The 21,992-nt window shown below is 69.6% G+C and carries 24 protein-coding genes; 11 read left to right on the top strand and 13 right to left on the bottom strand.

The annotated features are described in order from the left end of the window. Positions 1–2: 2 nt before the first annotated feature. The 5 genes from ACXJKQ_RS05710 to ACXJKQ_RS05690 all read right to left on the bottom strand — a co-directional run bounded on the left by ACXJKQ_RS05710 (position 3) and on the right by ACXJKQ_RS05690 (position 3,803). Positions 3–578, bottom strand: a complete 576-nt coding sequence (locus ACXJKQ_RS05710) for an NUDIX domain-containing protein (RefSeq protein ID WP_457104797.1) — start codon at positions 576–578, stop codon at positions 3–5. A 38-nt stretch (positions 579–616) separates the two neighbouring features. After that, positions 617–874, bottom strand: coding sequence for a sulfurtransferase TusA family protein (locus tag ACXJKQ_RS05705; RefSeq protein WP_457104796.1), 258 nt, complete (start codon positions 872–874; stop codon positions 617–619). A gap of 159 nt (positions 875–1,033) precedes the next feature. After that, complete coding sequence (locus ACXJKQ_RS05700; protein ID WP_457104795.1) at positions 1,034–1,297, bottom strand: hypothetical protein; 264 nt, start codon at positions 1,295–1,297, stop codon at positions 1,034–1,036. A gap of 99 nt (positions 1,298–1,396) precedes the next feature. Further along, complete coding sequence (locus ACXJKQ_RS05695) at positions 1,397–2,764, bottom strand: glutamate--cysteine ligase (RefSeq protein ID WP_457104794.1); 1,368 nt, start codon at positions 2,762–2,764, stop codon at positions 1,397–1,399. Positions 2,765–3,050: 286 nt separating this feature from the next. Continuing rightward, on the bottom strand, positions 3,051–3,803 hold the full coding sequence (locus tag ACXJKQ_RS05690; RefSeq protein WP_457104793.1) for a 16S rRNA (uracil(1498)-N(3))-methyltransferase: 753 nt from the start codon (positions 3,801–3,803) through the stop codon (positions 3,051–3,053). A 221-nt stretch (positions 3,804–4,024) separates the two neighbouring features. Here ACXJKQ_RS05690 and ACXJKQ_RS05685 point away from each other — a divergent pair, with 221 nt between their 5' ends. Together ACXJKQ_RS05685 and ubiA are read left to right on the top strand one after the other, a co-directional pair. Further along, the gene (locus ACXJKQ_RS05685) at positions 4,025–4,507 is read left to right on the top strand and encodes a hypothetical protein (protein ID WP_457104792.1); all 483 of its coding nucleotides are present in this window, start codon (positions 4,025–4,027) and stop codon (positions 4,505–4,507) included. Between the two features lie 87 nt (positions 4,508–4,594). Continuing rightward, complete coding sequence (ubiA, locus tag ACXJKQ_RS05680) at positions 4,595–5,545, top strand: 4-hydroxybenzoate octaprenyltransferase (RefSeq protein WP_457104791.1); 951 nt, start codon at positions 4,595–4,597, stop codon at positions 5,543–5,545. Positions 5,546–5,556: 11 nt separating this feature from the next. Here ubiA and ACXJKQ_RS05675 read toward each other — a convergent pair whose 3' ends face one another. Continuing rightward, positions 5,557–6,012 carry a DUF6101 family protein gene (locus ACXJKQ_RS05675; protein ID WP_457104790.1) on the bottom strand — a complete coding sequence of 152 codons (456 nt, stop codon included), beginning with the start codon at positions 6,010–6,012 and terminating at the stop codon, positions 5,557–5,559. 407 nt (positions 6,013–6,419) lie between these two features. Between ACXJKQ_RS05675 and ACXJKQ_RS05670 the strand changes: the two genes are divergently transcribed. Next, positions 6,420–7,235 (top strand): inositol monophosphatase family protein, encoded by an 816-nt coding sequence (locus tag ACXJKQ_RS05670; RefSeq protein ID WP_457104789.1) that lies wholly within the window; start codon positions 6,420–6,422, stop codon positions 7,233–7,235. A gap of 28 nt (positions 7,236–7,263) precedes the next feature. Here ACXJKQ_RS05670 and ACXJKQ_RS05665 read toward each other — a convergent pair whose 3' ends face one another. Continuing rightward, positions 7,264–7,500, bottom strand: coding sequence for an AsnC family transcriptional regulator (locus ACXJKQ_RS05665; protein ID WP_457104788.1), 237 nt, complete (start codon positions 7,498–7,500; stop codon positions 7,264–7,266). A gap of 221 nt (positions 7,501–7,721) precedes the next feature. Further along, a complete protein-coding gene (locus ACXJKQ_RS05660; RefSeq protein ID WP_091712733.1) occupies positions 7,722–7,931 on the bottom strand; it encodes a cold-shock protein in 210 nt (69 codons plus the stop codon). 317 nt (positions 7,932–8,248) lie between these two features. Between ACXJKQ_RS05660 and ACXJKQ_RS05655 the strand changes: the two genes are divergently transcribed. Continuing rightward, complete coding sequence (locus ACXJKQ_RS05655; protein WP_457104787.1) at positions 8,249–8,638, top strand: hypothetical protein; 390 nt, start codon at positions 8,249–8,251, stop codon at positions 8,636–8,638. 10 nt (positions 8,639–8,648) lie between these two features. Here the strand turns inward: ACXJKQ_RS05655 and ACXJKQ_RS05650 are convergent, their stop codons facing one another. Continuing rightward, on the bottom strand, positions 8,649–8,852 hold the full coding sequence (locus ACXJKQ_RS05650; RefSeq protein ID WP_457104786.1) for a hypothetical protein: 204 nt from the start codon (positions 8,850–8,852) through the stop codon (positions 8,649–8,651). A gap of 154 nt (positions 8,853–9,006) precedes the next feature. On the opposite strand from ACXJKQ_RS05650, the gene ACXJKQ_RS05645 reads away from it, so the two are divergent. Continuing rightward, complete coding sequence (locus ACXJKQ_RS05645) at positions 9,007–9,585, top strand: type 1 glutamine amidotransferase domain-containing protein (protein ID WP_457104850.1); 579 nt, start codon at positions 9,007–9,009, stop codon at positions 9,583–9,585. Between the two features lie 42 nt (positions 9,586–9,627). Here ACXJKQ_RS05645 and ACXJKQ_RS05640 read toward each other — a convergent pair whose 3' ends face one another. Both ACXJKQ_RS05640 and ACXJKQ_RS05635 read right to left on the bottom strand, forming a co-directional pair. Further along, positions 9,628–11,283 carry a calcineurin-like phosphoesterase C-terminal domain-containing protein gene (locus ACXJKQ_RS05640; protein WP_457104785.1) on the bottom strand — a complete coding sequence of 552 codons (1,656 nt, stop codon included), beginning with the start codon at positions 11,281–11,283 and terminating at the stop codon, positions 9,628–9,630. Between the two features lie 209 nt (positions 11,284–11,492). Then, a complete protein-coding gene (locus tag ACXJKQ_RS05635) occupies positions 11,493–12,791 on the bottom strand; it encodes a L,D-transpeptidase family protein (RefSeq protein ID WP_457104784.1) in 1,299 nt (432 codons plus the stop codon). A gap of 231 nt (positions 12,792–13,022) precedes the next feature. On the opposite strand from ACXJKQ_RS05635, the gene ACXJKQ_RS05630 reads away from it, so the two are divergent. From ACXJKQ_RS05630 to rcdA, 5 genes are all read left to right on the top strand, one after another. Continuing rightward, entirely contained in the window at positions 13,023–13,409 is a 387-nt protein-coding gene (locus tag ACXJKQ_RS05630) for a hypothetical protein (RefSeq protein ID WP_457104783.1), read from the top strand. A gap of 42 nt (positions 13,410–13,451) precedes the next feature. Beyond that, positions 13,452–14,414, top strand: coding sequence for a DUF1775 domain-containing protein (locus ACXJKQ_RS05625; RefSeq protein ID WP_457104782.1), 963 nt, complete (start codon positions 13,452–13,454; stop codon positions 14,412–14,414). Positions 14,415–14,561: 147 nt separating this feature from the next. Then, on the top strand, positions 14,562–15,041 hold the full coding sequence (locus tag ACXJKQ_RS05620) for a hypothetical protein (RefSeq protein ID WP_457104781.1): 480 nt from the start codon (positions 14,562–14,564) through the stop codon (positions 15,039–15,041). 44 nt (positions 15,042–15,085) lie between these two features. Next, a complete protein-coding gene (locus tag ACXJKQ_RS05615) occupies positions 15,086–17,230 on the top strand; it encodes a TonB-dependent receptor family protein (protein ID WP_457104780.1) in 2,145 nt (714 codons plus the stop codon). A gap of 185 nt (positions 17,231–17,415) precedes the next feature. Next, positions 17,416–17,946, top strand: a complete 531-nt coding sequence (rcdA, locus tag ACXJKQ_RS05610) for a protease adaptor protein RcdA (protein WP_457104779.1) — start codon at positions 17,416–17,418, stop codon at positions 17,944–17,946. A 12-nt stretch (positions 17,947–17,958) separates the two neighbouring features. On the opposite strand, the gene ACXJKQ_RS05605 is transcribed toward rcdA, so the two are convergent. Together ACXJKQ_RS05605 and rpmE are read right to left on the bottom strand one after the other, a co-directional pair. Then, positions 17,959–19,320, bottom strand: coding sequence for a diguanylate cyclase domain-containing protein (locus ACXJKQ_RS05605; RefSeq protein ID WP_457104778.1), 1,362 nt, complete (start codon positions 19,318–19,320; stop codon positions 17,959–17,961). Between the two features lie 298 nt (positions 19,321–19,618). Continuing rightward, on the bottom strand, positions 19,619–19,867 hold the full coding sequence (rpmE, locus tag ACXJKQ_RS05600; protein WP_012322259.1) for a 50S ribosomal protein L31: 249 nt from the start codon (positions 19,865–19,867) through the stop codon (positions 19,619–19,621). A 240-nt stretch (positions 19,868–20,107) separates the two neighbouring features. Here rpmE and ACXJKQ_RS05595 point away from each other — a divergent pair, with 240 nt between their 5' ends. Then, entirely contained in the window at positions 20,108–21,952 is a 1,845-nt protein-coding gene (locus ACXJKQ_RS05595; protein ID WP_457104777.1) for an ABC transporter transmembrane domain-containing protein, read from the top strand. Positions 21,953–21,992: the final 40 nt, after the last annotated feature.

The raw sequence follows: 21,992 nt of genomic DNA, 5'->3' as shown, positions 1-21,992 counted from the left end.
CGTCAGCGCGTTTCCACGAACAGGTCCGGCCGCCGCAATTGCAGCGCGAACAGAAGCGTCAGCGACTTCATGTCGGTGATCGCGCCGCGGCGGCCCATGGCGGCGAGTTCCGGCAGCGGGATCTCGTGCACGGCCACCGCCTCGCCCTCGCCCGCGAGGCCGCCGCCGGCACCGGTCCGGTCGACCTCGCCGTAAGCTGCGAGGAACAGGTCCATCCGCTCGGTGGAGATGCCCGGCATCGACCACGCGCTGGCGACGAAATCGAGTTGGCCCAGGCGCAACCCTGTCTCCTCCATCGCCTCGCGCCGCGCCTCGTCCTCGGAAGCCCCCTCGTCGAGAAGGCCGGCCGGCACTTCGACATGGCTCGGCGGTCCGCCCGAATAGAGCACCGGCGCCCGAAACTGCGAAACCAAGGTGGCCACCCGCTTGTCCGGATCATACGGCAGCACCGCGACCGCGCGGCCGTGATCCTCCATCTCCCGCGTGATGCGGGTTCCGTCGTCCTGCATCACCTCGGCCACGAGGTAGCGCGCCCAACCGTCGTGCACGAGGCGCACGCCCCCGATCCGCGGTGCCATGCCGATCCTACCTTACCCCTGGAAGGCTCACGGATCGTTCAGGATTGCGGCGGCCTTGCGGACACCGCGATGCGGAAACGCAGGCCTCCCTCGATCCGCTCGACGCGGTCGAGACGGGCGCCCTCCTCCCGGACGAGGTTCGGGATATCGAGCGCCGCCAGCGGATCGGTGCACGTCACCACCAGGGTTCGACCGGCCTGAAGGCCGCGCAGGGCCTTGCGCGTCCGAAGGACCGGGAGCGGGCATTTCAGACCGCTGAGATCGAGGTCGACACAGTCCGGATCCGCGTCCCGCATGCCGGAAGCTCCCGAACCGGCGCAGGTGCCGGCCCCGGACGCGTCATAGGCATCACCGCGCGGCGACGCCAGCAGCCCCACTCACCACGTGTGATAGCCGAAGGCCGGGCCGTAATAGCCATCCGGCTCGGACCAGACGTAGCGCGGACCGTAATACCCTTAGTCGAAACCGCGACTGGGCACCGGGGCGTAGGCATAGCCGTAACCGAACGGCGCCGGATATCCGTATTCGCCATAGTAGCTGTATTGCGGCCGGCCTCGCGCGGCGACGGTGCCGGCGATGCGGCCGCCGGGTGCATCATGCCAGGGGCCGGGTGCTGGACCGAAAGCCTCGAACCGCGCCGGATCGGCGGCGAGGCCGACGGCCGAGCTCACCGACAAGGAAGCCATCCCGAGGAGGATGACGGCGATCGTGCGGTTCATGGTCCGGTCTCCCAAGGGGCGCGTTGCTCCGTTGGAACGTTCCATTAGCACGTTTCAAGAGCGAGTCGCCTCCGCCGGTGTCAGACGGTTACTGGAAACTCAGAAGACGCATTCCGTGAAGGCCGGACGCACGCAGGCGCCCCAGCGACCTTCGTAATCGGCGAGCAGATCCTCGGCCCGGGTGCGGCCCGCCGCGACGATCGCCTCGAGCGGCTGCAGAAAGACGGACTCGTTCCGCCCCTCGGCGTCGCGCCGGCCCCGCGCCCGCAGGCCCGCCCGAGCGATCGCCAGGGCCTCGGCCGCGACGACGCCGAGGGTGGTGTTGGCCACCGGAGTCGCGAGACCGAGGCGGGGCGCTGTGGCGCGGGCGGCCTCGCGATTGGCCGGGCTCCACCCCTTCACGAGGTCGAGGGCGGCGTCGAGGGCCGCCTCGTCGTAGAGGAGGCCGGTCCAGAAGGCCGCCTGGGCGGCGATCATTCCGGGATCGCCGACATCGGCGCCGCGCATCTCCAGGAAGCGCTTGAGGCGCACCTCAGGGAAGGCCGTCGAGGCATGGTTGGCCCAATCCGCGACGGTCGCGAATTCGCCGGGGAGTTGCGGCAGCTTGCCGGCCATCAGGTCGCGGAACGAGGCGCCGGACACGTCGTGATAGGTGTCGCCGCGCTTGACGAAGTACATCGGCATGGCGAGCAGCCAGTCGACATAGGCCTCGTAGCCGAACCCCGCATCGAAGGCGAAGGGCAGCATGCCGGTCCGGTCGGCATCCGTGTCGCGCCAGATCTCGGAGCGACGCGACAGGAATCCGTTCGGCCGTCCGTCGGTGAACGGGGAGTTGGCGAAGAGCGCGGTGGCGACCGGCTGCAGGGCCAGGGAGGCGCGCATCTTGCGCACCATGTCGGCCTCGGAGGCGAAATCGAGGTTCACCTGCACGGTGGCGGTGCGCAGCATCATGTCGAGGCCGAGCGATCCGACCTTCGGCATGTAGCCCGCCATGATCCGGTAGCGGCTCTTGGGCATGACCGGGGTCTCGTCCCGCCGCCATTTCGGGCTCATGCCGAGGGTGAGAAACTCGATGCCCAGAGGATCGGCCGCCCGCTTCGTCGCGGCCAGATGGGCGGCAAGTTCCGCCGCGGTGGCATGGACGTCGGGAAGCGCGGCGCCGGACAGCTCGAACTGGCCGCCGGGCTCGATCGAGATCGCACCGCCTTCCTCCGCCGACAGGCCGATGATGTTGCCGAGATCGAGGATCGGCTCCCAGCCCGTCTCTCGGGCGAGCCCTTCCAGAAGGGCCTTGATGCCGCGATCCCCGTCATAGGGAACCGGAGCCCGGCTCTCCCGGTAGAAGGGGATCTTCTCGTGCTCGGTGCCGATCGCGAAGCGCGCGCGTGGCTTCTCGCCGGCCGCGAACCATTCGATCAGTTCGGCGCGCGTGGTGAGCGGCGTGGTGTCGTTGCTGTCGCGCGCCATGCGCTGCCTGCCCGTGCGTCTGACATGTGCTTGGAAGCGGGCGCGCCGAACTGCTTCGGCGGATCCGCCCGGTACAAACCCGCTGTCGCGCGCTGGGTCGGGGGCGGAGATTCGCTACCGACCCCGATGAGCGCGCGGCGTCCGCTCAGGGACATAATCGACGCGCCGGGAACCCACAACGCGGCGGTCTCGACCGGGGCGGCGCTTCACGTCCGATCGGAGGAAACAATCGGCCGGGGGACAGCCCTGATGTGCGCGGGCACACATGGATAGAGGCGCATGCCGATCAGCGCCCATCCCCCAGCACGGCCTGGACCAGGGCCAGAACGGCGACGGCGGCGGTGTCCGCCCGCAGGATGCGGGGTCCGAGGGAGAGTGCCACGGTGTTCGGCCGCGCCCGGATCAGCGCCCGCTCCTCCTCCGAGAAGCCGCCCTCCGGACCGACCAGCACGGCGAGCGGCGGCGACGCGAGCGGATCGGCGGCCGCCCGCAGAGCCTGCACGGGATCGCGCACCGGCGCGTCCTCGTCGCAGAACACCAGAAGGCGCTCCGGCGCCAGCCCCGCCAGGACCGGGTCGAGACGCTCGGGCTCCGGACAATCGGGGATCGCCAGGATGCCGCATTGCTCGGCGGCCTCCACGGCGTTGGCGCGCAGCCGGTCCATGTTGACGCGCTCGCCCTGCGTATAGCGCGTGATGACGGGGCGGATCGTGCCCGCGCCCATCTCCACCGCCTTCTGTGCGAGGTAATCGAGGCGCGCGCTCTTCAGCGGGGCGAAGATGTAGTGCAGGTCGGCGCGTGGGGTTTGCCCGCGCGTCTGCGCGGTCACGTGCAGGTCGGCTGCCTTGCGCCCGGTCTGGACCACGTGACTGCGCCACTCGCCGTCGCGTCCGTTGAAGACCAGGACGGGATCTTCCGGCCCGCGACGCAGGACGTTGAGGAGGTAATTGGCCTGCGCCCGATCCAGGGGGAGAATCACGCCCGCGGCGAGATCGGCCGCGACGTGGAGGCGCGGTGCGGTGAAGTCATAGGCCGGCATGGTGGCGTGGTCGCGCGGGCCGGCGGACCTGTCAACGGATCGGCCGCGCCCCGATGTGTTGCCAAATGGTTACGAACGCCGGTTTTCCGCCGTCGGTCCACCGGTGCATGGCGCAGCCGGTTTGCCGCTCGATTGACGCCACAATCCTATGGCGAACCCAGGTGAACGGAAGAAAGCCGGCCGCTGGCGGATTCGGCAGGGGCGTCGAGGGAGTTTGCGGAATGGCGAAGGGGAGCTTGAATCTGGGGGCCGCGGTGCTCGTCGGCACCGTCCTGTTCGGCACGGCGGCCTTTGCGCAGGGCGCGGCGCCGGAATGCGGGACCATCCAGAAGACGCTGGCCGATCGTAAGGCGCTGGTCAGCCGGGCCAATGCGGCCTCGCAGTCCAAGAAGAAGATGACTCCGCAGGAGGCCTGTGCCCTGTTCGGGAAGCTCCAGGCGAACGGCGCCGAGGGCCTGAAGTGGATCACGGCCAACAAGGAATGGTGCTCGATCCCGGATTCCTTCGCCGAGGGCTTCAAGGCCGACCATCTGAAGGTCAGCGGCATCCGCACCAAGATCTGCAGCGTCGCCGCCCAGGCGACCAAAATGGAGGCGCAGGCCCGCGCCCAGGCCCAGGCCCAGGCCAATGGCGGCGGCGGCGGCGGCCTGCTCGGCGGCCCGGGCTTGACCGGGAGCTTCAAGCTGCCGCAGGGCGCTCTGTAAGTTCGTCTGAGAGGATCGCGGATCCGGCGCGGGTCCCCCTCTGCAGCGGAGGGTGACAACCGTGCGCCACGACCGGAGATCCGATCGATGAACGGGACGGCCATTGATGACGGGCGGCCGGCCGACGCCGTTTCCGGGCACTGGGTCGACCGGCGGGCGCCCCGGCCCTGGCGCCCGTATCTGCGCCTCGCCCGGATCGACCGGCCGATCGGCTGGTGGCTCCTGCTCCTGCCCTGCTGGTGGTCGGCCGCCCTGGCGGCGATTGCGGCGGATCAGTCCTTCCCCGATCCTTGGCACTGCCTGCTGTTCCTGATCGGCGCCGTGGCGATGCGCGGGGCGGGCTCGACCTACAACGACATCGCCGACCGGGACCTCGACGCTCAGGTCGAGCGGACGCGCCTGCGCCCCCTGCCCTCGGGGCAGGTCCGGCCGCGCCACGCGGCGCTGTTTCTGGTGATCCAGGCCTTGATCGGCCTCGCCGTGCTGCTGCAATTCAACGCGGAGGCGATCGTCATCGGTTTGTGTTCGCTTCTGCCGGTGGCGATCTATCCGTTCATGAAGCGCATCATGCCGATGCCGCAGGCGATCCTGGGTCTGGCCTTCGCCTGGGGCGCGCTGATGGGTTGGGCTGCCGTGTTCGCCCGCCTCGATCCGCCGGCGCTCCTGCTCTACGCGGGCGCCCTGTGCTGGGTGATCGGGTACGACACGATCTACGCCGTGCAGGACATCGAGGACGACGAGATCGCCGGGATCCGTTCCTCAGCCCGCCTGTTCGGCCGGCACGTGCGGCCTGCCGTCGGCCTGTGCTACGCCCTGGCGGCGGTCTTCGTGACGCTCGCAGCCCGTGGGGCCGGCGCGGGACCGGTCGGGTTCCTGGGAGTCGCGGCGTTCGCCGGACATCTCGCCTGGCAGGTCCTGTCGCTGCGGGCGCGCGACGGGCGCGGGGCGCTGAGCCTGTTCCGGTCGAACCGGGATGCCGGACTGATTCTGTTCGTCGGCCTGACCGCAGACGCGCTGCTGCGCGGGCTCGTCTCGTAGGGTCGAGGGCTTCAGCTGCGGGCGATGATCTCGTTCTCGCCGCGGAAGATCTGCGGACGGGCGGGAAGCCGGCCGGTCTTGCGGCGGGCGAGGAACCGGGGGCGGCGGCGGCCGAGGCCGGCATGGCGGCGACGGATGCGGATCTGGCCGAGGATCACCCGTCCGATCTGCTGGGAGACCGGGACGAGGAGTCCGTCCTCGCGGACGATCATCCGCACCAGTCCGGCCCGAGCCGCGATGTCGCGCCACACGGCGACCACGTCGTCCTCCTCGAAACTGCCGAGGCGGTGGAGTTCATCACCCTCGGCATCGACCAGGATCAGGTTGAACCGGTCGGCGCCCGTGATCTCCGCGTCCTCGGCGGCGTAGGCCAGCGCGATGCCGACGGCGCGGCGTGCTCCGGGGGCGCGGCCGATCACCGGGAGCGGCGCGGCGGTGTAACAGGGCGCGGTGTCGGCACCGTGCATGGCATGTCCCGCGTGGCCTGTGTCCGTGACCAAGGAAGTGTTCATCGGTCCGAGTCCCTGGAGCAAGTGGCGGCCCCTGTCGGGCCGTCCGTTATGCCAAGCAAACTCGCACCCGAACTCCTCCGCACCGCTTAAGAGCCGTCGTTAAGCGATTCTGGACAGCGCTGTCATTTGTGGAATGCTCAATGCTTCCTTGAATGCTCAACATTTCCTTGCGGCGAACGATCATTATCGATCAATCAACCAGCATCCTTGTGGCGGTGCGGGAGGCGCCGTACAACGGGACGGCCGGGCGCGCGATCCTCCGCACCCGGTCTTCTCAGCCCAGGCGCGCCCGGACATCCGAGCCAATGGATGGACAGCGCCGCGAGCCCCTCGCGGGCCTGACGGATTCCACGCGGAGCGCAATGCCCGATTCTCTCACCGACGACGCCGTATCGGCCCTGATGCCGGAACTGCGCGCCGTGATGCGCGACGCTGCCGACATCGCGCGGCCGTTCTTCCGGCTCGGCGGTCAGACCTCGGCCCGCATCTGGTCGAAGGCCGGCGGCTCGCCGGTGACGGAGGCCGACGTCGCGGTGGATGCCTTCCTGAAAGTGCGTCTGAGCGCCCTCGTGCCGCGGGCGGCCTGGCTCTCGGAGGAGACCGCCGACGATCCGGCGCGCCTGCGCCACGACCTCGTCTGGATCGTCGATCCGATCGACGGAACGCGGGCCTTCCTCTCGGGTCACCCGGACTGGTCGATCGCGGTGGCGCTCCTGTCCGCCGGCGAGCCGCTGATCGGTTTTGTGCACGCCCCGGTGGGCGATGCAGATTACGAAGCGGTGCGCGGACGCGGTGCGACGCGGAACGGGGAGCCGATCCGCGTCGATGCCCGGCAAAGCCTCGCAGGCGCCCGCGTCACCGGGCCGAAGCCGATGCTCGACCGCTTGGCACAGGGTGCGGCGCCCGATCCGGATTTCGAGGTGATCCAACGCATCCCGTCTCTGGCCTTGCGGCTTGCCCGCGTGGCCGACGGGACGGTCGATGTCGGGATGATTTCCGGCAATGCCCGCGATTGGGACCTCGCCGCGGCCGACCTCGTTCTGCGCGAGGCCGGCGGGATCGTGTGCGATTTCGGCGGTGCGGCGACCCCTTACAACCGCGCCGATCCGGTTCACGGCGAGTTGCTCGCCGCGCCGGTGGCTCTGCGCGACCCCGTCCTGGCGGCCTGGGGCCGCTGAGGACGCGTAGATGGGAATGGCGGTGGCCTCAGGCCGCCGCAGCCTCGCGCAGCTTCACCGCGGCGGGCGTCAGCCCGAGCCGATCGGCGAGATGCCAGTGCAGTTCCCGTGGGGAGTGGTAGTTGTAGGATCGGTCGATCAGGTCGCTGACATCGATCCCGGTCTGATTTGCGGTCTTGGCCCGTGCCAGAGTGCCGACCCGAAAGGTGGGCGCATCGGTGACGGGGGAGCGGACGCCGCGGCGCCGCGTGAACTCGAATAACATGAACTGACTTTTCTTCTCTGCCCGGACGTTGGCTCCGCCCGGCGTCGTTTCTGGGATATTGCCTCCGACGCGACCTGCCCCGGACTGTCTCGCCCGGGATGGCAGCGTCGGAAGGGGGAACCGCATCAGGCGGCCGCTTCAGGCTTCCCCCCAAGACCCCGGTCGCGCACGCTGGCGCTGAGGGGGGCGTCGGGAGGGACGCCGTCAGATCCCTGAGGCGGTCAGGCCGCCTGCAGGTTGCCGGCAGCGTCCTTGCCGCTGCGCTTGTCCGTGAGGATCTCGTAGGTGACCCGCTGACCTTCGATCAGGTTGCGCATCCCGGCGCGCTCGACAGCCGAGATGTGCACGAACACGTCCTTGCCGCCGTCATCGGGCTGGATGAAACCGTAGCCCTTGGTCTCATTGAACCACTTTACAGTGCCGGTATTCACGTAGTTTACCTCGTTCGTCCATAGGCCATCCGCGCGCCACGAGGGCCGCGTGATGCATCACGGTCTTTCTGGATTTGGCCAGTGCGGCGGGGCGCGAGTCGCTGAACCTTGAACGGCGTCAGCCTCGGTGGGTAAGCCCCCCGAGGAGCTATTTAAGCGCTGGCTGCGGCCGCAACAAGGCATGTGTGGCCCATCATGGTCGCCGCGGACCGGCATCGGAACGTTGAACGCGCGCGCCGCCCCCTGTGTTTTTGGGCATCCGCGATGCATATACGGAATGCGCTCAAGCAGTTAGGGCGCGTGGCTCTGGACGATACATGGCAGGCATCTCGGTCTCGCTGGACGGTGCGAACATCCAGCTGTCTTTCCAGAAGGACGATCAGGCGACGGCGGTGGTGATGGATGCCCGCGCCGCTCGTGCGCTGGTGCGCGCCGTCGGGCAGCTCCTTACGGCGATCGACGACACGGACGAGCCGGATGTGGCCGACGAGATGGGCGACGAGGAGGTCGCCATGCTCGACGTGACGTCGTCCGCGATCGAGATCGGGACCGACGACGAGGGCCAGGCCGTGGTCGCCCTCCAGGCTGGAGCCCTGCCGCCCTTCCAGCTTCGCCTGACGGACGAAGAGGCCCGCCATGTGGTGACGAGCCTCTCCGAAATCCTCAACGCACCGCGTGACGTCCGCACCTCGCACGGCGGCCACTGACGGCGGCAGGTCACATGCGGGTGCCCGGATCCGTCGGCGTCCCGGGGAAGATGTCGGGCTCCGAGCCGGGGCCGCCTGGTTCGCCGATGCCGGGATCGTTCACCGGGTAGGGCGTGCGTGGTCCGGTCGGGCCGATGTCGGGCTCCTCCTCGGGAATGGGCGGGGGCGGCGGCAGATCGCCGGGCGTGGGCTCGGGAAGGCCGGGATTGGCCATGGCACGACTCCTGATGGTCCGGGATGGTCACCAACGGACGGCGTTCCTTCGGGGTTCCGATCCCGTTTCCCGCCACGGACGGGCGGCTCAGGGCCGCAGGAACGGAGACAGCCGCCCTCCGTTAGCCGGGCAAATCCCCACCCGGAGGACAACCATGCCCAACATCCGCCAAGCCAAGATCCTGATTCTCGCCACGGACGGTTTCGAAGAGAGCGAACTGACCGTTCCGCAGGCCAAACTGTCCCAGGCCGGCGCGACGGTCACTGTGGCCGCCCCGCAATCCCGTCAGAGCACGGGCACGATCCGAGGCTGGGACAAGACCGACTGGGGCAAGGAGGTCGCGGTCGATACCGATCTTGAGCAGGTCGACCCGTCGGCCTACGACGCGCTGGTTCTACCGGGCGGCCAGATCAATCCGGACAAGCTGCGCCTCGAGCCGAAGGCGCTCGCGGTGATCAGGAGCTTTCTCACCTCCGGCAAGGTCGTGGCCGCGATCTGCCATGCCCCCTGGCTGCTGATCGAGACAGGCGCGGCCAAGGGCCGCGACCTGACGTCGTTCGGTTCGATCCGCACTGACGTGATCAATGCGGGCGGCCGCTGGCACGACAAGGCGGTCGTGACCGACGACGGCATCGTCACGAGCCGCAATCCCGGCGACCTGGATGCCTTCTGCGCGAAGGTGATCGAGGAGATCCAGGAAGGCGGCCACGGCGCCCGGCAGCTGGCGGCCTGAGCCCGGCACGGCGCGGCGCGGCCGCGGTGCGGTCACATCCGCTCAGCCGCGGCCGCGCTCGCCGGTGATTTCCAGCACGGTGTATCCTCGGATCGAGCGTCCGTACTCGTCCGCGCCCTCGACGGTCACGCGGTGGGCGCCGGGCGCGAGGTCGTCCGGAAGACGGGCTGTCCAGATATGGGTCGAGGGCGTGGCCTTGACCCAGCTCTTCTTCGTCTCCGGATAGCGTTCGAACAGTTCGTTGACGAAGGGGTCCGGCCGCCGGGTGCGCATCATGGGTCGAGGCGCCGCCTCGCCGATCCGAAAGGCGAGACTGGTGCGCGGTCCGCCGTCGAACACGTTGACCACGAGCGTCGTGTCGGCCAGCGCCTCCTGCGGCACCGGCGGCCGCAGGCCTTGCAGGGGCCGGGTCCACCGGACCACCTCCGGCGCGCCGGCCCGCAACTCGCTCTCGAACAGGATCCGCATCGTCTCGTCCGGCTGACCCTGCGCGGCGACGTAGCGCGTCGTGTAGTCGGTGCCGCGGATCGACAGGACATGGAAGCCGTTCGGCGTGCCGTCGCGGCTGTCGGCCGAGGGGATCCCCGTGCGGGTATCCGGACCACTCCACCACGAGCCCGAGACCGCGGTCAGGACGTGATGATGGTGTCCGTCCGCCGGGTAGTGATGCTCGGTGGTGTGGGTGTGGCCGGCGAGGCTCAGCACCTTGCGGCCGGCGAGCAGATCGAGGAGCGCGGCGCGGTCGGTGGTCGTGTTGCGGGGATCGTCCGGCGCGGTGTCGGTGTGCAGCGGGATGTGCATGGCGAGGACGATCAGGTCGTCCCTGGGAATCTCGGCCACGAGGTTCTGCAGGAAGGCCAGGCTGCGCTCGCCGACCCGGCCCCGATAGGTGTTGGCGCCGACCGGCACCGGCGGCCCAAGCCACTCGACGTTGTCGAGCATCACGAACCACGCCCGCCCATGCCGGAACGCGAAGGTCGGCGCACCGAAAACCCGCTTCCAGGTCTCGCGGCTGTAATGGGCGTCGGGCGCCTGCATGTTGAGGTCGTGATTGCCCGGCAGGCTGTACCAGGGCAGGCTGATACGTCCGATGATCCGGTTGGAGCGGCCGTAGAGCGACAGATCGTCGAACAACACGTCGCCGGTCGTCAGCCCGAACGCCGCCGGGATCGCCATGGCGCGGGCGACCGCCGTATCCCGGACGTGGTCGAGTTCGAGCCGGCTCTCGGGTTGGGGGTCGGTGAACAGCAGCACGTCGAAGTCGGCCGGCTCGACGACGCGGGTCAGGGTGAAGTCGATCGAGGTCGGAAGCGGGCCGGTGGGCGCGATCCCACGATAGCGCAGATCCAGTTCCGCGGGCGTGCCGCCCGGCTGGTGGATGTAGGAATGGCGCGGCACGTTGTCGGCGTCGCGCGGCAGGGCGTAGCCCGGCGGCTTGATCACGAAGACGGTCCCGTCGCCGGGCATCGGCAGGCGGTAGCGGCCCCGATCGTCCGTGCGCACGACCTCGCGGCCGTTGGACACCAGCACGCCCGGCAGCGGCGTCCGATCCACGCCGGCCGCATCGATCCCGAACACGATACCGGTGGCCTCCGCAGCCTCCTGGGCGGACGCACGGCCGGCGACGAGGCCGAGGGCGGCCGCGCCCGCCATGGTGTCCCGGCGGGTGAGGCCTCCGGACTGGGAATCGCGCGCCATGATCGGCTCCTGCACGGCTTCGACACACATCGCCCCATGCCGCGTCGGCGACCGGGGCGAACCTGGAGCGGCCAAGCAGACGGAGTTGACCGTCGGATGACAGCAGGGCCGCAAACGCGCGAGGCCCGCATCTCGCCGGAGATGCGGGCCTCGATAAGGGTCCTCGATGGTGCCGACCGGCTAGGAGACCCGGCGCGGCCGCGGACCGGTCACTCCTCGTCGCCGGGCTCGAAGGATTGCGGCATCGGCTCGGCGCTCGCCACCGGAGTCGGCGCGCCGATGGTCGAGGGGACGTTCACGCCGTCGCGCTTGTAGATGTCGTCGCGGAACTGGACGACGCCGTCCGGGGTCGACCAGGCGGTGATGTAGGTCCAGTAGACCGGGACAGGCTGGGCGATGTTGGCGTCGATGCGCTTGCCGCTCTCGATCGCCTCCTCGACCTGCTGACGGCCCCAGCCGGGCGTGTCCTTCAGAAGCCACGTGATGTACTCGCGCACGTTCTGCACGCGCACGCAGCCCGAGGAGATGAAGCGGAAATCGTCACCGAACACGCCCTTGGTGTTCGTATCGTGCATGAACACGCCGTATGGATTCGGGATGTTGATGCGGACGATGCCCATCGAGTTGAAGTCTGCGCCCGAATCCTGCCGGTAGGTGTAGCGGGTGCCCTCGTCCGAGAACCAGTTCACCGACTTCGGCGAGACCTCGGAGCCGTTCGACAGGATCCGGATCTTGTTGTCCGTGAGGTAGTTCGGATCCTTCTGCATCTTCGGGATCAGGTCCTTCTTCACGATGGAAGCCGGGACCGTCCAGGTCGGGTTGAAATTGATCTGCGTCGCCTTGGTGTTCATGATCGGCGACTGGCGGTCGATCTTGCCCACGCCGGCGGCGTGGAGCGTGACGACCTGACCGTTCTCGACGGTCTCGACCAGGGCCGCCGGGATGTTGGTGATCACGAAGCGCCGTCCGAGGTCACCCGAGTAGGAGCGCAGGCGCACGACGTTCGTCTCGAGCTGGCGCAGGCGCACCTCGGCGGGCACGTTCATGGCCTGCTGGGTCGCGAGGCTCATGGTGCCGGTCTGGCTGAGACCGTGGCGGGCCTGGAAGCGCTTCACGCCGGCCGCGACGTAGGAATCGTACACGCCGGAGCCGCCGGCGGCCGGGTCGAGGTCGCCGGTGACGATCAGGCGCTGGCGGATGGCGGCCACGGCCGGTCCGCGGGAGCCGATCCGCAGATGGTCGGCGCCGGAAACCTGCTTCCAGCCGCCGCGGGAGACGATGTCCTTGTAGCGCTCGGCCATCTGCTCGGTGGCCGCCACGGTCTGGGGCGAGAGGATCGGCACCGTCTCGCGCTGCACCTGCATGCCGGCGGGCGACGCGTAGTCCTGCGCCCATTCGGCCTGGGCGTAACCGCCCTGGTCGCGGGCTTCGGCGGCGCCGAGGCCCAGCGCGCTGAGTGCCGCGACACTCACGAGGGTGGTGAACCGGTTGGGTGCCTTCATGCGCATCGGTCGCTGGCTCTGGTCCGGAGTTCGTTAGAAGAGTGTGGCGGGAGCGGTCGTCTCGGTCGCCACGGTGTCGGTCTGGCGTTAAGACTCCCTATCGAAGGGGCCGGATTGTGGCATCGCGGTGCGGCAGCGCACGCCGCGCTCGGGTGCGGCACCCCGGCAACAGCCAGGACCATTCGGGTGTGGCAGGGAAGCCATAGCGGTCCGAGCCGGCCGACGCGCGGGAGCACCATGGGATCGGGCTCGTCCACTTGGCAGCGCCATGACGGATCCGCCGCGGCATCCCTGCGTGCGGCGATCGCCGTGCTGGCCCTCTACGCCTTCGTGCTACAGGCTTTCCTCGGCGGCCTGATGCCGGTTCCGGCCGCGGCCGACGGGCTGTGCGCCCAGCATGCCGCGAGCGATGCCGAGCCCGGCAAGACCCTGCCCCATGGCCACGGCGACTGCTGCACGGCGGCGCAGGCCACCGGGGCGGCGCTCCCGGCGCGGCCGGCTCCCGCCGTCCTCGCGTGGGATCCCGAGGCGGCGTTCCAACCAAATTGGACCATGCCCGACCGGCGCCGAGCCCGCGCGCCACCCGACGGCCTTGCGGCACCGCGAGGCCCACCCGCCGCCTGAGCGATCACGTTTCCTCGGATCACTCAGGACGGATGCATTCCCATGAAGACCCTTGTCTCGGCCGCCATCGGCCTCGGCCTGCTCGCCTCCGCGGCGCAGGCTCACGCAGTCCTGGAACGCAAGCAGGCGAGCCCCGGCGCGGCGTATCGCGGCGTCGTCCAGATCATGCATGGTTGCGGCGGCAAGCCGACCACGCGGGTGAGCGTCACCATTCCGGAAGGGCTGATCGGCGCCAAGCCGATGCCGAAGCCGGGCTGGACGCTGGCGACGACGCGGGGCGCCTATGCCAGGACCTACACGACCCACCACGGCACCGCCTCGGAGGGGGTGACCGCGATCACCTGGAGCGGCGGCTCCCTGCCGGACGACCAGGTCGACGAGTTCACGTTCCTTGCGCAGGTCGCCGACACGTTCGAGCCGGGCGCGACGGTCTATGTTCCGGTGCAGCAGGATTGCTCGGAAGGCAGCCACTCCTGGACCGACGTGCCGAAGCCCGGCCAGGACGCCCATGACCTGAAGGCGGCGGCCCCCGCCTTCCGCATCGTCCAGGCCGCGCAGATGGGCGGGGCGATGGCGGCTCCCGCAGGCACGGCGTCCGTGAAGGCCGGCGATCTGACCATCGAGACGCCCTGGCTCCGCGCCACGCCGAACGGCGCCAAGGTCGCGGGCGGATACGTGCGCATCACGAATACCGGGAGCGTGCCCGACACGCTCACGGGCGCAACGGTGCCCTTTGCCAAGAGCAGCGACATCCACGCCATGTCGATGGAGGGCGGCGTCATGAAGATGGCGCCGGTCTCGAACGGCCTGACGATCAAGCCCGGCGAGACCGTGGAGCTGAAGCCCGGCGGCTACCACCTGATGTTCGAAGACCTCACCGCCGCGCCAAAGGCCGGCGAGACCGTCTCGGGGACGCTGACCTTCCAGCGGGCCGGCTCCGTGCCAGTAACCTTCGCGGTGGCGCCGATCGGTGCCGCTGCCCCGGGCGGCCCGCACCAGCACTAGCGGTCCCCCGGGCGCGGGCCGGCGGACATGGACGGGACGATCGCACGAAGCCGGGCCGCCGGGGCGCCGGGCTCTCGCGGCTGCGCGGATGCCCGGCCCGCCGCCGCTCGGGCATCGCGCCTGACCCAGGCGATAGGGCGCAGCGTCTTGCCGAGCCGATCGACCCGGCCGGGGCGCGAGAACCAGCCGCGGAATTCGGGAGACTCTAGGATCCGTCGCGCGTGCGATCCCGCCCTGTCGTCCGGCCTTGGAACGGCGTCCGTCGCGCTGCGGACGCGGACCCTCGCACGGATCGTCGCCGTCCTCGCCCTGTACGCCCTCGCCCTCCAGGGCATCCTGGGCGGCATGGCCGCGGCCGCCGTCGGGCCGGACCACGTCCGCTGCGTCACCACACCCGACCCGGAAGGTGCGGCGGCGGCCGGCAAACACCTGCCGGTCCCGGGCACCCTGGCCTGCTGCGTGGCGTGCCACGTCGCCGGCCCCGCCGCCCTGCCCCCGCGGGCACCCGCCACAACCGGGCCGGTCGCCCGCCCGACCCTCATCACGCGGCAGCGGCCGCGACGCATCGCCCGCCCGCGGGCGCCGCCGCGCCACGGTCTCGGAGCCCGCGCCCCACCCGTCGTCTGATCGATCGCAGTCCCCATCCGATCTCCAGACACGGACCCCAATTCATGCCCCCCCTGCTCCGGGCCGGCCGCCGCGCCGCGCTCTCCCTCTTCGCCTGCACGGCGCCGGCCGCCGCCCAGACCCAGACATCGCCCGCTGCGGCCGTCACGCTCTCCGAACTGAGCGTCGTCGGCGACGCGACACCCGGGGACGCGCGACCGGGCGAAGCCCGCGGCTCGCTCTCCGTGCCGAGCGTCGACCGTCAGCGGGCGGACCTTTCACAAACCGTCGGCGCCGTGGCGTTCGTGGACGCCGCGACGCTCCAGGACCGCTACGCCAACACCATCCGGGACGTGCTCAAGGACGTGCCCGGCGTGTACGTGCAGGAACGCTACGGCCAGGAACTGCGCCTCTCGGTCCGCGGCTCGGGCATCGCCCGCGCCTTCCACCTGCGTGGCATCGAACTGCTGCAGGACGGGATCCCGCTCAACCTCGCGGACGGGAGCGGCGACTTCTATCAGGTCGACCCGCTCGCCCTGCGTTCGGTGGAGGTCTACAAGGGCGGCAACGCCCTCACCTTCGGGGCGACGACGCTCGGCGGGGCCGTCAACGCCGTCACGCCCACGGCCTACACGGCGCTCGCACCGAACATCCTGCGGGTCGACGGCGGCAGCTTCGGCACGATCCGCGAGCAGGCGCAGATGTCCCGCATCGACGGGCCGCTCGACGTCATGGTCAACGCGACGCTGACCAATTCCGACGGGTTCCGCGCCCACGAGGCCCAGGCGACGAAGAACTTCAACGCCAATATCGGCTACCGGATCGCCCCCGACATCGAGACCCGCTTCTATCTCGGCACCTACCTCACCGACCAGAAGCTGCCCGGCACCCTGACGCTGGGACAGAGCCTCATCACCCCGACGCTGGCCAACCCCACGGCCATCACGGGCAACCAGTCCCGCAAGGTCGAGACCGAGCGGATCGCCAACCGCACGTCGTTCCTCCTCGATGTCGGCAAGCTCGACGTCGACACCTGGGCGATCCACAAGAGCCTCTACCACCCGATCTTCCAGGCGATCGACCAGGACGGCTGGACCTACGGGATCAGCCCGCACTGGGCTGGCACCTTCGATCTCGGTGGGTTCCGCGACGACGTCGTGCTCGGGCTGCGCGCCTTCGCGGGCCAGAACTCGGCTCTGCAATTCGTCAATGTCCGCGGACAGCGGGGCGCGCAGACGCTCAACTCCCTCCAGAGCGCCTCGAGCGTCGAGGCCTATGGCGAGAACCGGTTCTGGTTCCTGCCGGACGTGGCGCTGATGACCGGCGCGAAGGCGTTCTCGTCGAACCGCACGTTCAGCGACAAGGGCGGGCTCCCCGGCAACCCCCGTCCCCGCTTCGCCGACGTGACCTACGAGGGGCTCAACCCGAAGGTCGGCCTGCTATGGCAGCCGCGGCCCGACATCCAGATCTTCGGCGACATCGTCCGATCCCGGGACGTGCCGGATTTCTCGGACCTCGTTCAGCAGAATCTTCTGGGCACCACCTTCGTACCCCTGCGGGCGCAGCGCGCCTGGACCTACGAAGCCGGTGCCCGCGGGCGCATCGACCGCCTCGCCTTCGACGTGACGCTCTACCGGTCGGACCTGCGGGACGAGCTGATCAACTTCGCGACCAATCCGGGCCTCAACATCCCGGCGGCCACGTTCAACACCCCGCGCTCCGTCCACCAGGGCGTCGAGGCGGCCGTCACCGTCGACCTTGCCCGCGATCTCGCCGGCCCCGGCGATGGCCTCAGCCTCACCCAGATCTGGACCCACAACGATTTCCGGTTCGTCGGCGACCCGGTCTTCGGCAACAACCGCATCGCCGGGATCCCGACCGACGTGCTGCGGACCGTCCTGAGCTACCGCCACCCGAACGGATTCCACCTCGCGCCGGCGCTCGACTGGGTTCCGCAGGGCGCCTTCGCCGATCACGCCAATACGCTCCGGGTCCCGGGATACGCCTTGCTGGGTGTCGAGGCCGGCATCGATTTCGCCAACGGCGTCTCGGTGTTCGTGGATGCCCGCAATCTCACGGACGCACGCTACGTGTCGGACATCGCCGTCGTGGCCAACGCCGCCGCGACGGCTGGCGGGGCGGGCGCGCTCGCAGCGTTCTATCCGGGGAGCGGGCGCAGCATATTCGGAGGTATCCGCGCCTCGTTCTGAGGGCGAACTCCGCCGCTCGGCGCCTTCGGCCTTCTCGATACCCCGAGCGGCGGGTTAAGGTTAAGAAAGGATGAACCCTGAAGTTCGGGCCAATCGGCGCTAGGATTGCGGTGTCGCCCGAAAGCCAAGGACGGAACGTCCCGGATCGGAACGAACCGGGCCGTCGGGCGGCGCAGGAGAGGCAGATGAACGGCTTCGATGTCACGTTCCGGGACGATCAGGACTGGGTCGATTTCGGCAGGTCCTACGTCAACTCGGAAGCCTTCAAGGCGCTGTTCCGCGATGGGATGACGCTGGTCGAAGAGACGGCCGCCTATCTCGACGGCGAAGGCCGCGACGAATCGCGCCTCGTATCCCGCGACGCGACGCTCAGCTACGCGGCCGAGAGCATGCGCCTCACCACCGTGCTGATGCAGATCGCCTCGTGGCTCCTCGTGCAGCGCGCGGTCGCCGAAGGGGAGATGACCCCGGCCGAAGCCCTCCAGGAGAAGCACCGGGTCAAGCTCGGCACCACCGAGCCGCCGAAGCCGCAGGATTTCAATCTGCTGCCGATGCGCCTCCAGCATCTCATCATGCGGGCGCGCCGCCTCCACACCCGCATCCTTCACCTCGATTCGCTGATCGCCGAGGATCGGCCGACGCCGGTGCCGGTCGAGAGTCCGGTGGCGCAGCAGCAGGGCCTGCTGCGCATGGCGTTTCGGATGGCCGAGGGCTGATCGCCTCCGGCTTCAGCCCGCGAAACGGAAGGTGTTCCGGCCTTCCGCCTTCGCACGGTACAGGGCGCGGTCGGCGCTGTTGTAGAGGCTCAGCGGATCGTCGCCGCAGGCGGGCGCCAGGGCGATCCCGACGCTGAGGCCCACCGAGAGGGCATGCCCCTCATGCTCGATCGGCTGCTGCACGGCGCCGATCAGACGTTTGGCGAGGGCGGCCGCGCTCTCAGGCTGGTCGGCCTCGGTCTGGATGATCACGAACTCGTCGCCGCCGATCCGCGCCAGCGTGTCCTCCGTGCGGATGACGGACCGGAGGCGGCCGGCGACGATCCGGAGCAGCGCGTCGCCCACGAGGTGGCCATGGGTGTCGTTCACGGCCTTGAACCGGTCGAGGTCCAGGCAAAGCAGCGCGAAGGCCGCGCTATGCCGGCGGACACGGGCAAGCTCCGCGTCGAGACAAGCGTGGAACAGGATCCGATTGGCGAGCCCGGTTAGGGGATCGTGGGACGCCATGTGGGCGATCTTCGCCTCGGCCTCCTTGCGGGCGGTGATGTCCAGGCTGAGACCGACCACCTCGGTCGGCGCGCCGGCCGCGTCGGTCTCCACCTGCCCGAGGCCGGTGATCCAGCGCACGCCTCCCTCCGGCAGGAGGACGCGGAAATCCGTGACGAACTTGGTTTTGCCGGCAACCGCCGCCCGAAGGGCGGCCAAGGTGCGCTCGGCATCGTCGGGATGAACGCGCGGTCGCCAGTCGCGCTCGACATCGATCTCGATGGGCTCGTCGCCGAAGCCGTGGTGACGCGCCATCCGCTCCGACAGCTGGGCGCGTCCGGTCCGGACGCAGTATCGCCATGTCCCGGCATCGGCGGCCTGCAGAGCAAGATCGAGGAGCAGCGTCTTCTCGGCGAGCTGCTCGTTGGCAACGCGCAGCCCGGTCTCACGCTGAAGCTCGACGATGAGCCGCCGCTCGGAGTGAGCTAACGCCACGTTGGCGTCCGAGGAACGCTGCAACCTGAAAATGAGGATCAGGTTGATGCCCACGACGCCGCCATACAGGATCAGGGCGACGGCGGCCGACGATGCGCCCGTGGCCGGAAGATTCGACGGCAGCACGGCGTACCACGCGACCAGACCCGACAGGAGCGCGCAGACGACAGCCGGACGGGGACCGCAGAAATAAGCGGTGAGGATCACCGCGGGATAGAACGTGACGAACGGGAGGCCAGGCGGCAGCACCGCACGCACAGCCAGCGCGCAGAGAACCGCGGCAATCGCGATGGCGTATCCGTAGCCGGCCGCACTGAGATCCCGACGCCGGATCGAACGAGGGCGCGCCTCAGTCCCGCGGCTGGCTGGCTCGATCGACGGTGCCCCACTCATCGCCGCAGCCGTCCCCCGACGCAAAAGTTCCGCCCGCGACGGCAGTCGTACTGCCTTTGCTTAAGTCGCCTTTGACGTCCCTATGTTTTTCTCTTCAAAAAATCAATAATCCTCAAGTCCAACGTCAAAAACAACTTACGCGGGAAATTTCTGCACAATAAAGGCGACTTCAAGCTGAACGCGATGGCTCGCTCCGAGGCACGTCTGCGCCCGATGGATAGCGCACACGAAAACGGGCGGCCCCGAACCGAGGCCGCCCGCCTGAATGTGAGAGTCGCGTGAGGGACGTTCTCGGGGCTCAGCGCTTGCCGAGGTTGCCGAACCGCGAGTTGAAGCGCGAGACCCGGCCGCCGCGGTCGAGCATCTTCTGCTCGCCGCCCGTCCAGGCCGGATGGGTCAGCGGGTCGATGTCGAGATTGAGGGTATCGCCCTCTTTCCCGTAGGTCGAACGGGTCTGGTACTCTGTACCGTCCGTCATCACGACCTTGATGAAGTGGTAATCGGGGTGCTCAGTCCCCTTGGCCTTTGCGGCCGCGTCCTTCGCCATGACCTTGGTCCCTGTCTGGCACGCCGGCGGGAAGCGCAGGAGGCGCCGCCCGGCCCGGAATGCGGAAGATGTCACCGGTTGCACCGAACCATGGGTTCGTGGCAACGGCACGTCCAAGCCGACCGTGGTGGCGGCCCGCGGCCATTGAACACACGCAATCGGATGAGCGGCGGCGTATACCGCAGCCGCTCCCCGGTCACAAGCGCCGCGGACCGGGAGATCGATGACACGTGAGGCGTGATGGCCCGTAAGACCAAGGCAGCCGCGGATGGCCGCCCCAAAGCCCCGCTGAGCGCCCTCCGGCCGCTCCTCCCCTTCGCGCTGCGCTACCGGGTGCGGATCGCCGCCGGCCTGATCGCCCTCGTCTGCGCTTCGGCCTCGACCCTGGTCGTGCCGATCGCCATGCGCCGCGTCATCGATCACGGTTTCACCGCCGACGGCTCCGGGGTGATCGACGCCTACTTCCTCGCCCTGCTCGGCGTCGTCGCCGCCTTCGCCCTGTCGAGTGCCGCCCGGGTCTATACGGTGGTGACGCTGGGCGAACGGGTGGTCGCGGACCTCCGCAGCGCCGTCTTCGCCCGGCTGACGATGCTGGATCCTGCCTTTTTCGACCGGGCACAGTCGGGCGAGATCGTCTCCCGGCTCACCGCGGACGCGACGCAGATCAAATCGGCCTTCGGCGTCTCGGTCTCGATCCTGCTGCGCAACCTGTTCCTGTTCGTGGGCGCCACTGCCATGATGGTGATCACGAGCCCGTGGCTGTCCGTGATGGTCCTGGCCGCGATCCCCGTCATCGTCTTCCCGCTCATCGTCTCTGGCCGGGGCGTCCGTCGGCGCTCCAGGGCGGCCCAGGACCGGCTCGCCGATGCCTCAGCGTATGCCGCCGAGGCGGTCGGGGCGGTGCGGACCATGCAGGCCTTCGGACGGTCGGGGACGACGGCGGCCCGGTTCGCCGCGGCCTCCGAGGAGGCTTACGCCGCCGCTCGCGCCTCGATCCGGGCGCGGGCTCTCCTGACCGGCGTAGCGATCTTCCTGATCTCCGCCTCGGTGGTCGGCGTGATGTGGTACGGCGCTCAGGGCGTCCTCAATCACACGATGACCGGCGGCGAACTTTCGCAGTTCGTGCTCTACGCGGTCTTCGGGGCCGGCGCCCTCGGCCAGCTCTCCGAAGTCTACGGCGACCTCGCCATGTCGGCCGGAGCCGCCGAGCGCCTCACCGAGATCCTGGCCACGACGCCGGCGATCCGCGCGCCATCCCCGGCGCTGCCGTTGCCGGAACCCGCGCGCGGGTCCGTGGACTTCGAAGCCGTGCGCTTCGCCTATCCGACCCGACCCGGCCACGCCGCCCTCGACGGCCTGACCTTCGCGGCCGCCCCCGGCGAGCGCATCGCCATCGTCGGCCCCTCGGGGGCCGGCAAGTCGACGGTCTTCCAGCTGCTCCTGCGCTTCTACGATCCGCAGGGCGGCCGGATCCTGGTCGACGGCTCCGACATCGTCCAGGTCGACCCGGAACGCCTGCGGTCGCGCATCGCGCTGGTTCCGCAGGACCCGGTGGTTTTCTCCGGCACGGTGACGGAGAACATCCGCTACGGCCGCCCGGAGGCCGACGAGGCCGAGGTCCGGCGGGCGGCCGAACTCGCCAACGCCCACGGCTTCATCACGGCCCTGCCGCAGGGCTACGAGACCCAGGTGGGTGAGCGCGGCGTGACGCTCTCCGGCGGCCAACGGCAGCGCGTCGCCATCGCGCGGGCCATCCTCAAGGACGCGCCGATCCTGCTCCTCGACGAGGCGACCTCGGCTCTGGACGCCGAATCCGAGCGCGCCGTCCAGGCCGCCCTCGCCACCCTGATGCAGGGCCGCACCACCCTGGTCATCGCCCACAGGCTTGCCACGATCCGCGCCGCCGATCGCATCCTGGTCCTCGATGACGGCCGCATCGTCGAGACCGGAACCCATGAGAGCCTGCTGGGCCAGGGGGCGCTCTACGCCCAGCTCGCCAACCTGCAGTTCACCGACGCGCTGGACGAGACGGCGCGCGGCAAGGAGCCCCGCAGCCGGGGCGAGCGCCTCCCGGTCGCGGAGTAGCCGGGAGACGCTCCGGGACCACCCGGACCGCACGGCTGGA

The organism is Methylobacterium sp. P5_C11, from assembly GCF_054049775.1.
The sequence above is the reverse complement of the archived record's forward strand: the minus strand, read 5'-3'. Positions and strand labels throughout refer to the sequence as shown.

Bases quoted from the DNA above. Each gene is read 5' to 3' on its own strand.
- ACXJKQ_RS05710 (WP_457104797.1), bottom strand. From the start codon at position 578: ATGGCACCGCGGATCGGGGGCGTGCGCCTCGTGCACGACGGTTGGGCG.
- ACXJKQ_RS05705 (WP_457104796.1), bottom strand. From the start codon at position 874: ATGCGGGACGCGGATCCGGACTGTGTCGACCTCGATCTCAGCGGTCTG.
- ACXJKQ_RS05700 (WP_457104795.1), bottom strand. From the start codon at position 1,297: ATGAACCGCACGATCGCCGTCATCCTCCTCGGGATGGCTTCCTTGTCG.
- ACXJKQ_RS05695 (WP_457104794.1), bottom strand. From the start codon at position 2,764: ATGGCGCGCGACAGCAACGACACCACGCCGCTCACCACGCGCGCCGAA.
- ACXJKQ_RS05690 (WP_457104793.1), bottom strand. From the start codon at position 3,803: ATGCCGGCCTATGACTTCACCGCACCGCGCCTCCACGTCGCGGCCGAT.
- ACXJKQ_RS05685 (WP_457104792.1), top strand. From the start codon at position 4,025: ATGGCGAAGGGGAGCTTGAATCTGGGGGCCGCGGTGCTCGTCGGCACC.
- ubiA (WP_457104791.1), top strand. From the start codon at position 4,595: ATGAACGGGACGGCCATTGATGACGGGCGGCCGGCCGACGCCGTTTCC.
- ACXJKQ_RS05675 (WP_457104790.1), bottom strand. From the start codon at position 6,012: ATGCACGGTGCCGACACCGCGCCCTGTTACACCGCCGCGCCGCTCCCG.
- ACXJKQ_RS05670 (WP_457104789.1), top strand. From the start codon at position 6,420: ATGCCCGATTCTCTCACCGACGACGCCGTATCGGCCCTGATGCCGGAA.
- ACXJKQ_RS05665 (WP_457104788.1), bottom strand. From the start codon at position 7,500: ATGTTATTCGAGTTCACGCGGCGCCGCGGCGTCCGCTCCCCCGTCACC.
- ACXJKQ_RS05655 (WP_457104787.1), top strand. From the start codon at position 8,249: ATGGCAGGCATCTCGGTCTCGCTGGACGGTGCGAACATCCAGCTGTCT.
- ACXJKQ_RS05650 (WP_457104786.1), bottom strand. From the start codon at position 8,852: ATGGCCAATCCCGGCCTTCCCGAGCCCACGCCCGGCGATCTGCCGCCG.
- ACXJKQ_RS05645 (WP_457104850.1), top strand. From the start codon at position 9,007: ATGCCCAACATCCGCCAAGCCAAGATCCTGATTCTCGCCACGGACGGT.
- ACXJKQ_RS05640 (WP_457104785.1), bottom strand. From the start codon at position 11,283: ATGGCGCGCGATTCCCAGTCCGGAGGCCTCACCCGCCGGGACACCATG.
- ACXJKQ_RS05635 (WP_457104784.1), bottom strand. From the start codon at position 12,791: ATGCGCATGAAGGCACCCAACCGGTTCACCACCCTCGTGAGTGTCGCG.
- ACXJKQ_RS05630 (WP_457104783.1), top strand. From the start codon at position 13,023: ATGGGATCGGGCTCGTCCACTTGGCAGCGCCATGACGGATCCGCCGCG.
- ACXJKQ_RS05625 (WP_457104782.1), top strand. From the start codon at position 13,452: ATGAAGACCCTTGTCTCGGCCGCCATCGGCCTCGGCCTGCTCGCCTCC.
- ACXJKQ_RS05615 (WP_457104780.1), top strand. From the start codon at position 15,086: ATGCCCCCCCTGCTCCGGGCCGGCCGCCGCGCCGCGCTCTCCCTCTTC.
- rcdA (WP_457104779.1), top strand. From the start codon at position 17,416: ATGAACGGCTTCGATGTCACGTTCCGGGACGATCAGGACTGGGTCGAT.
- ACXJKQ_RS05605 (WP_457104778.1), bottom strand. From the start codon at position 19,320: ATGAGTGGGGCACCGTCGATCGAGCCAGCCAGCCGCGGGACTGAGGCG.
- rpmE (WP_012322259.1), bottom strand. From the start codon at position 19,867: ATGGCGAAGGACGCGGCCGCAAAGGCCAAGGGGACTGAGCACCCCGAT.
- ACXJKQ_RS05595 (WP_457104777.1), top strand. From the start codon at position 20,108: ATGGCCCGTAAGACCAAGGCAGCCGCGGATGGCCGCCCCAAAGCCCCG.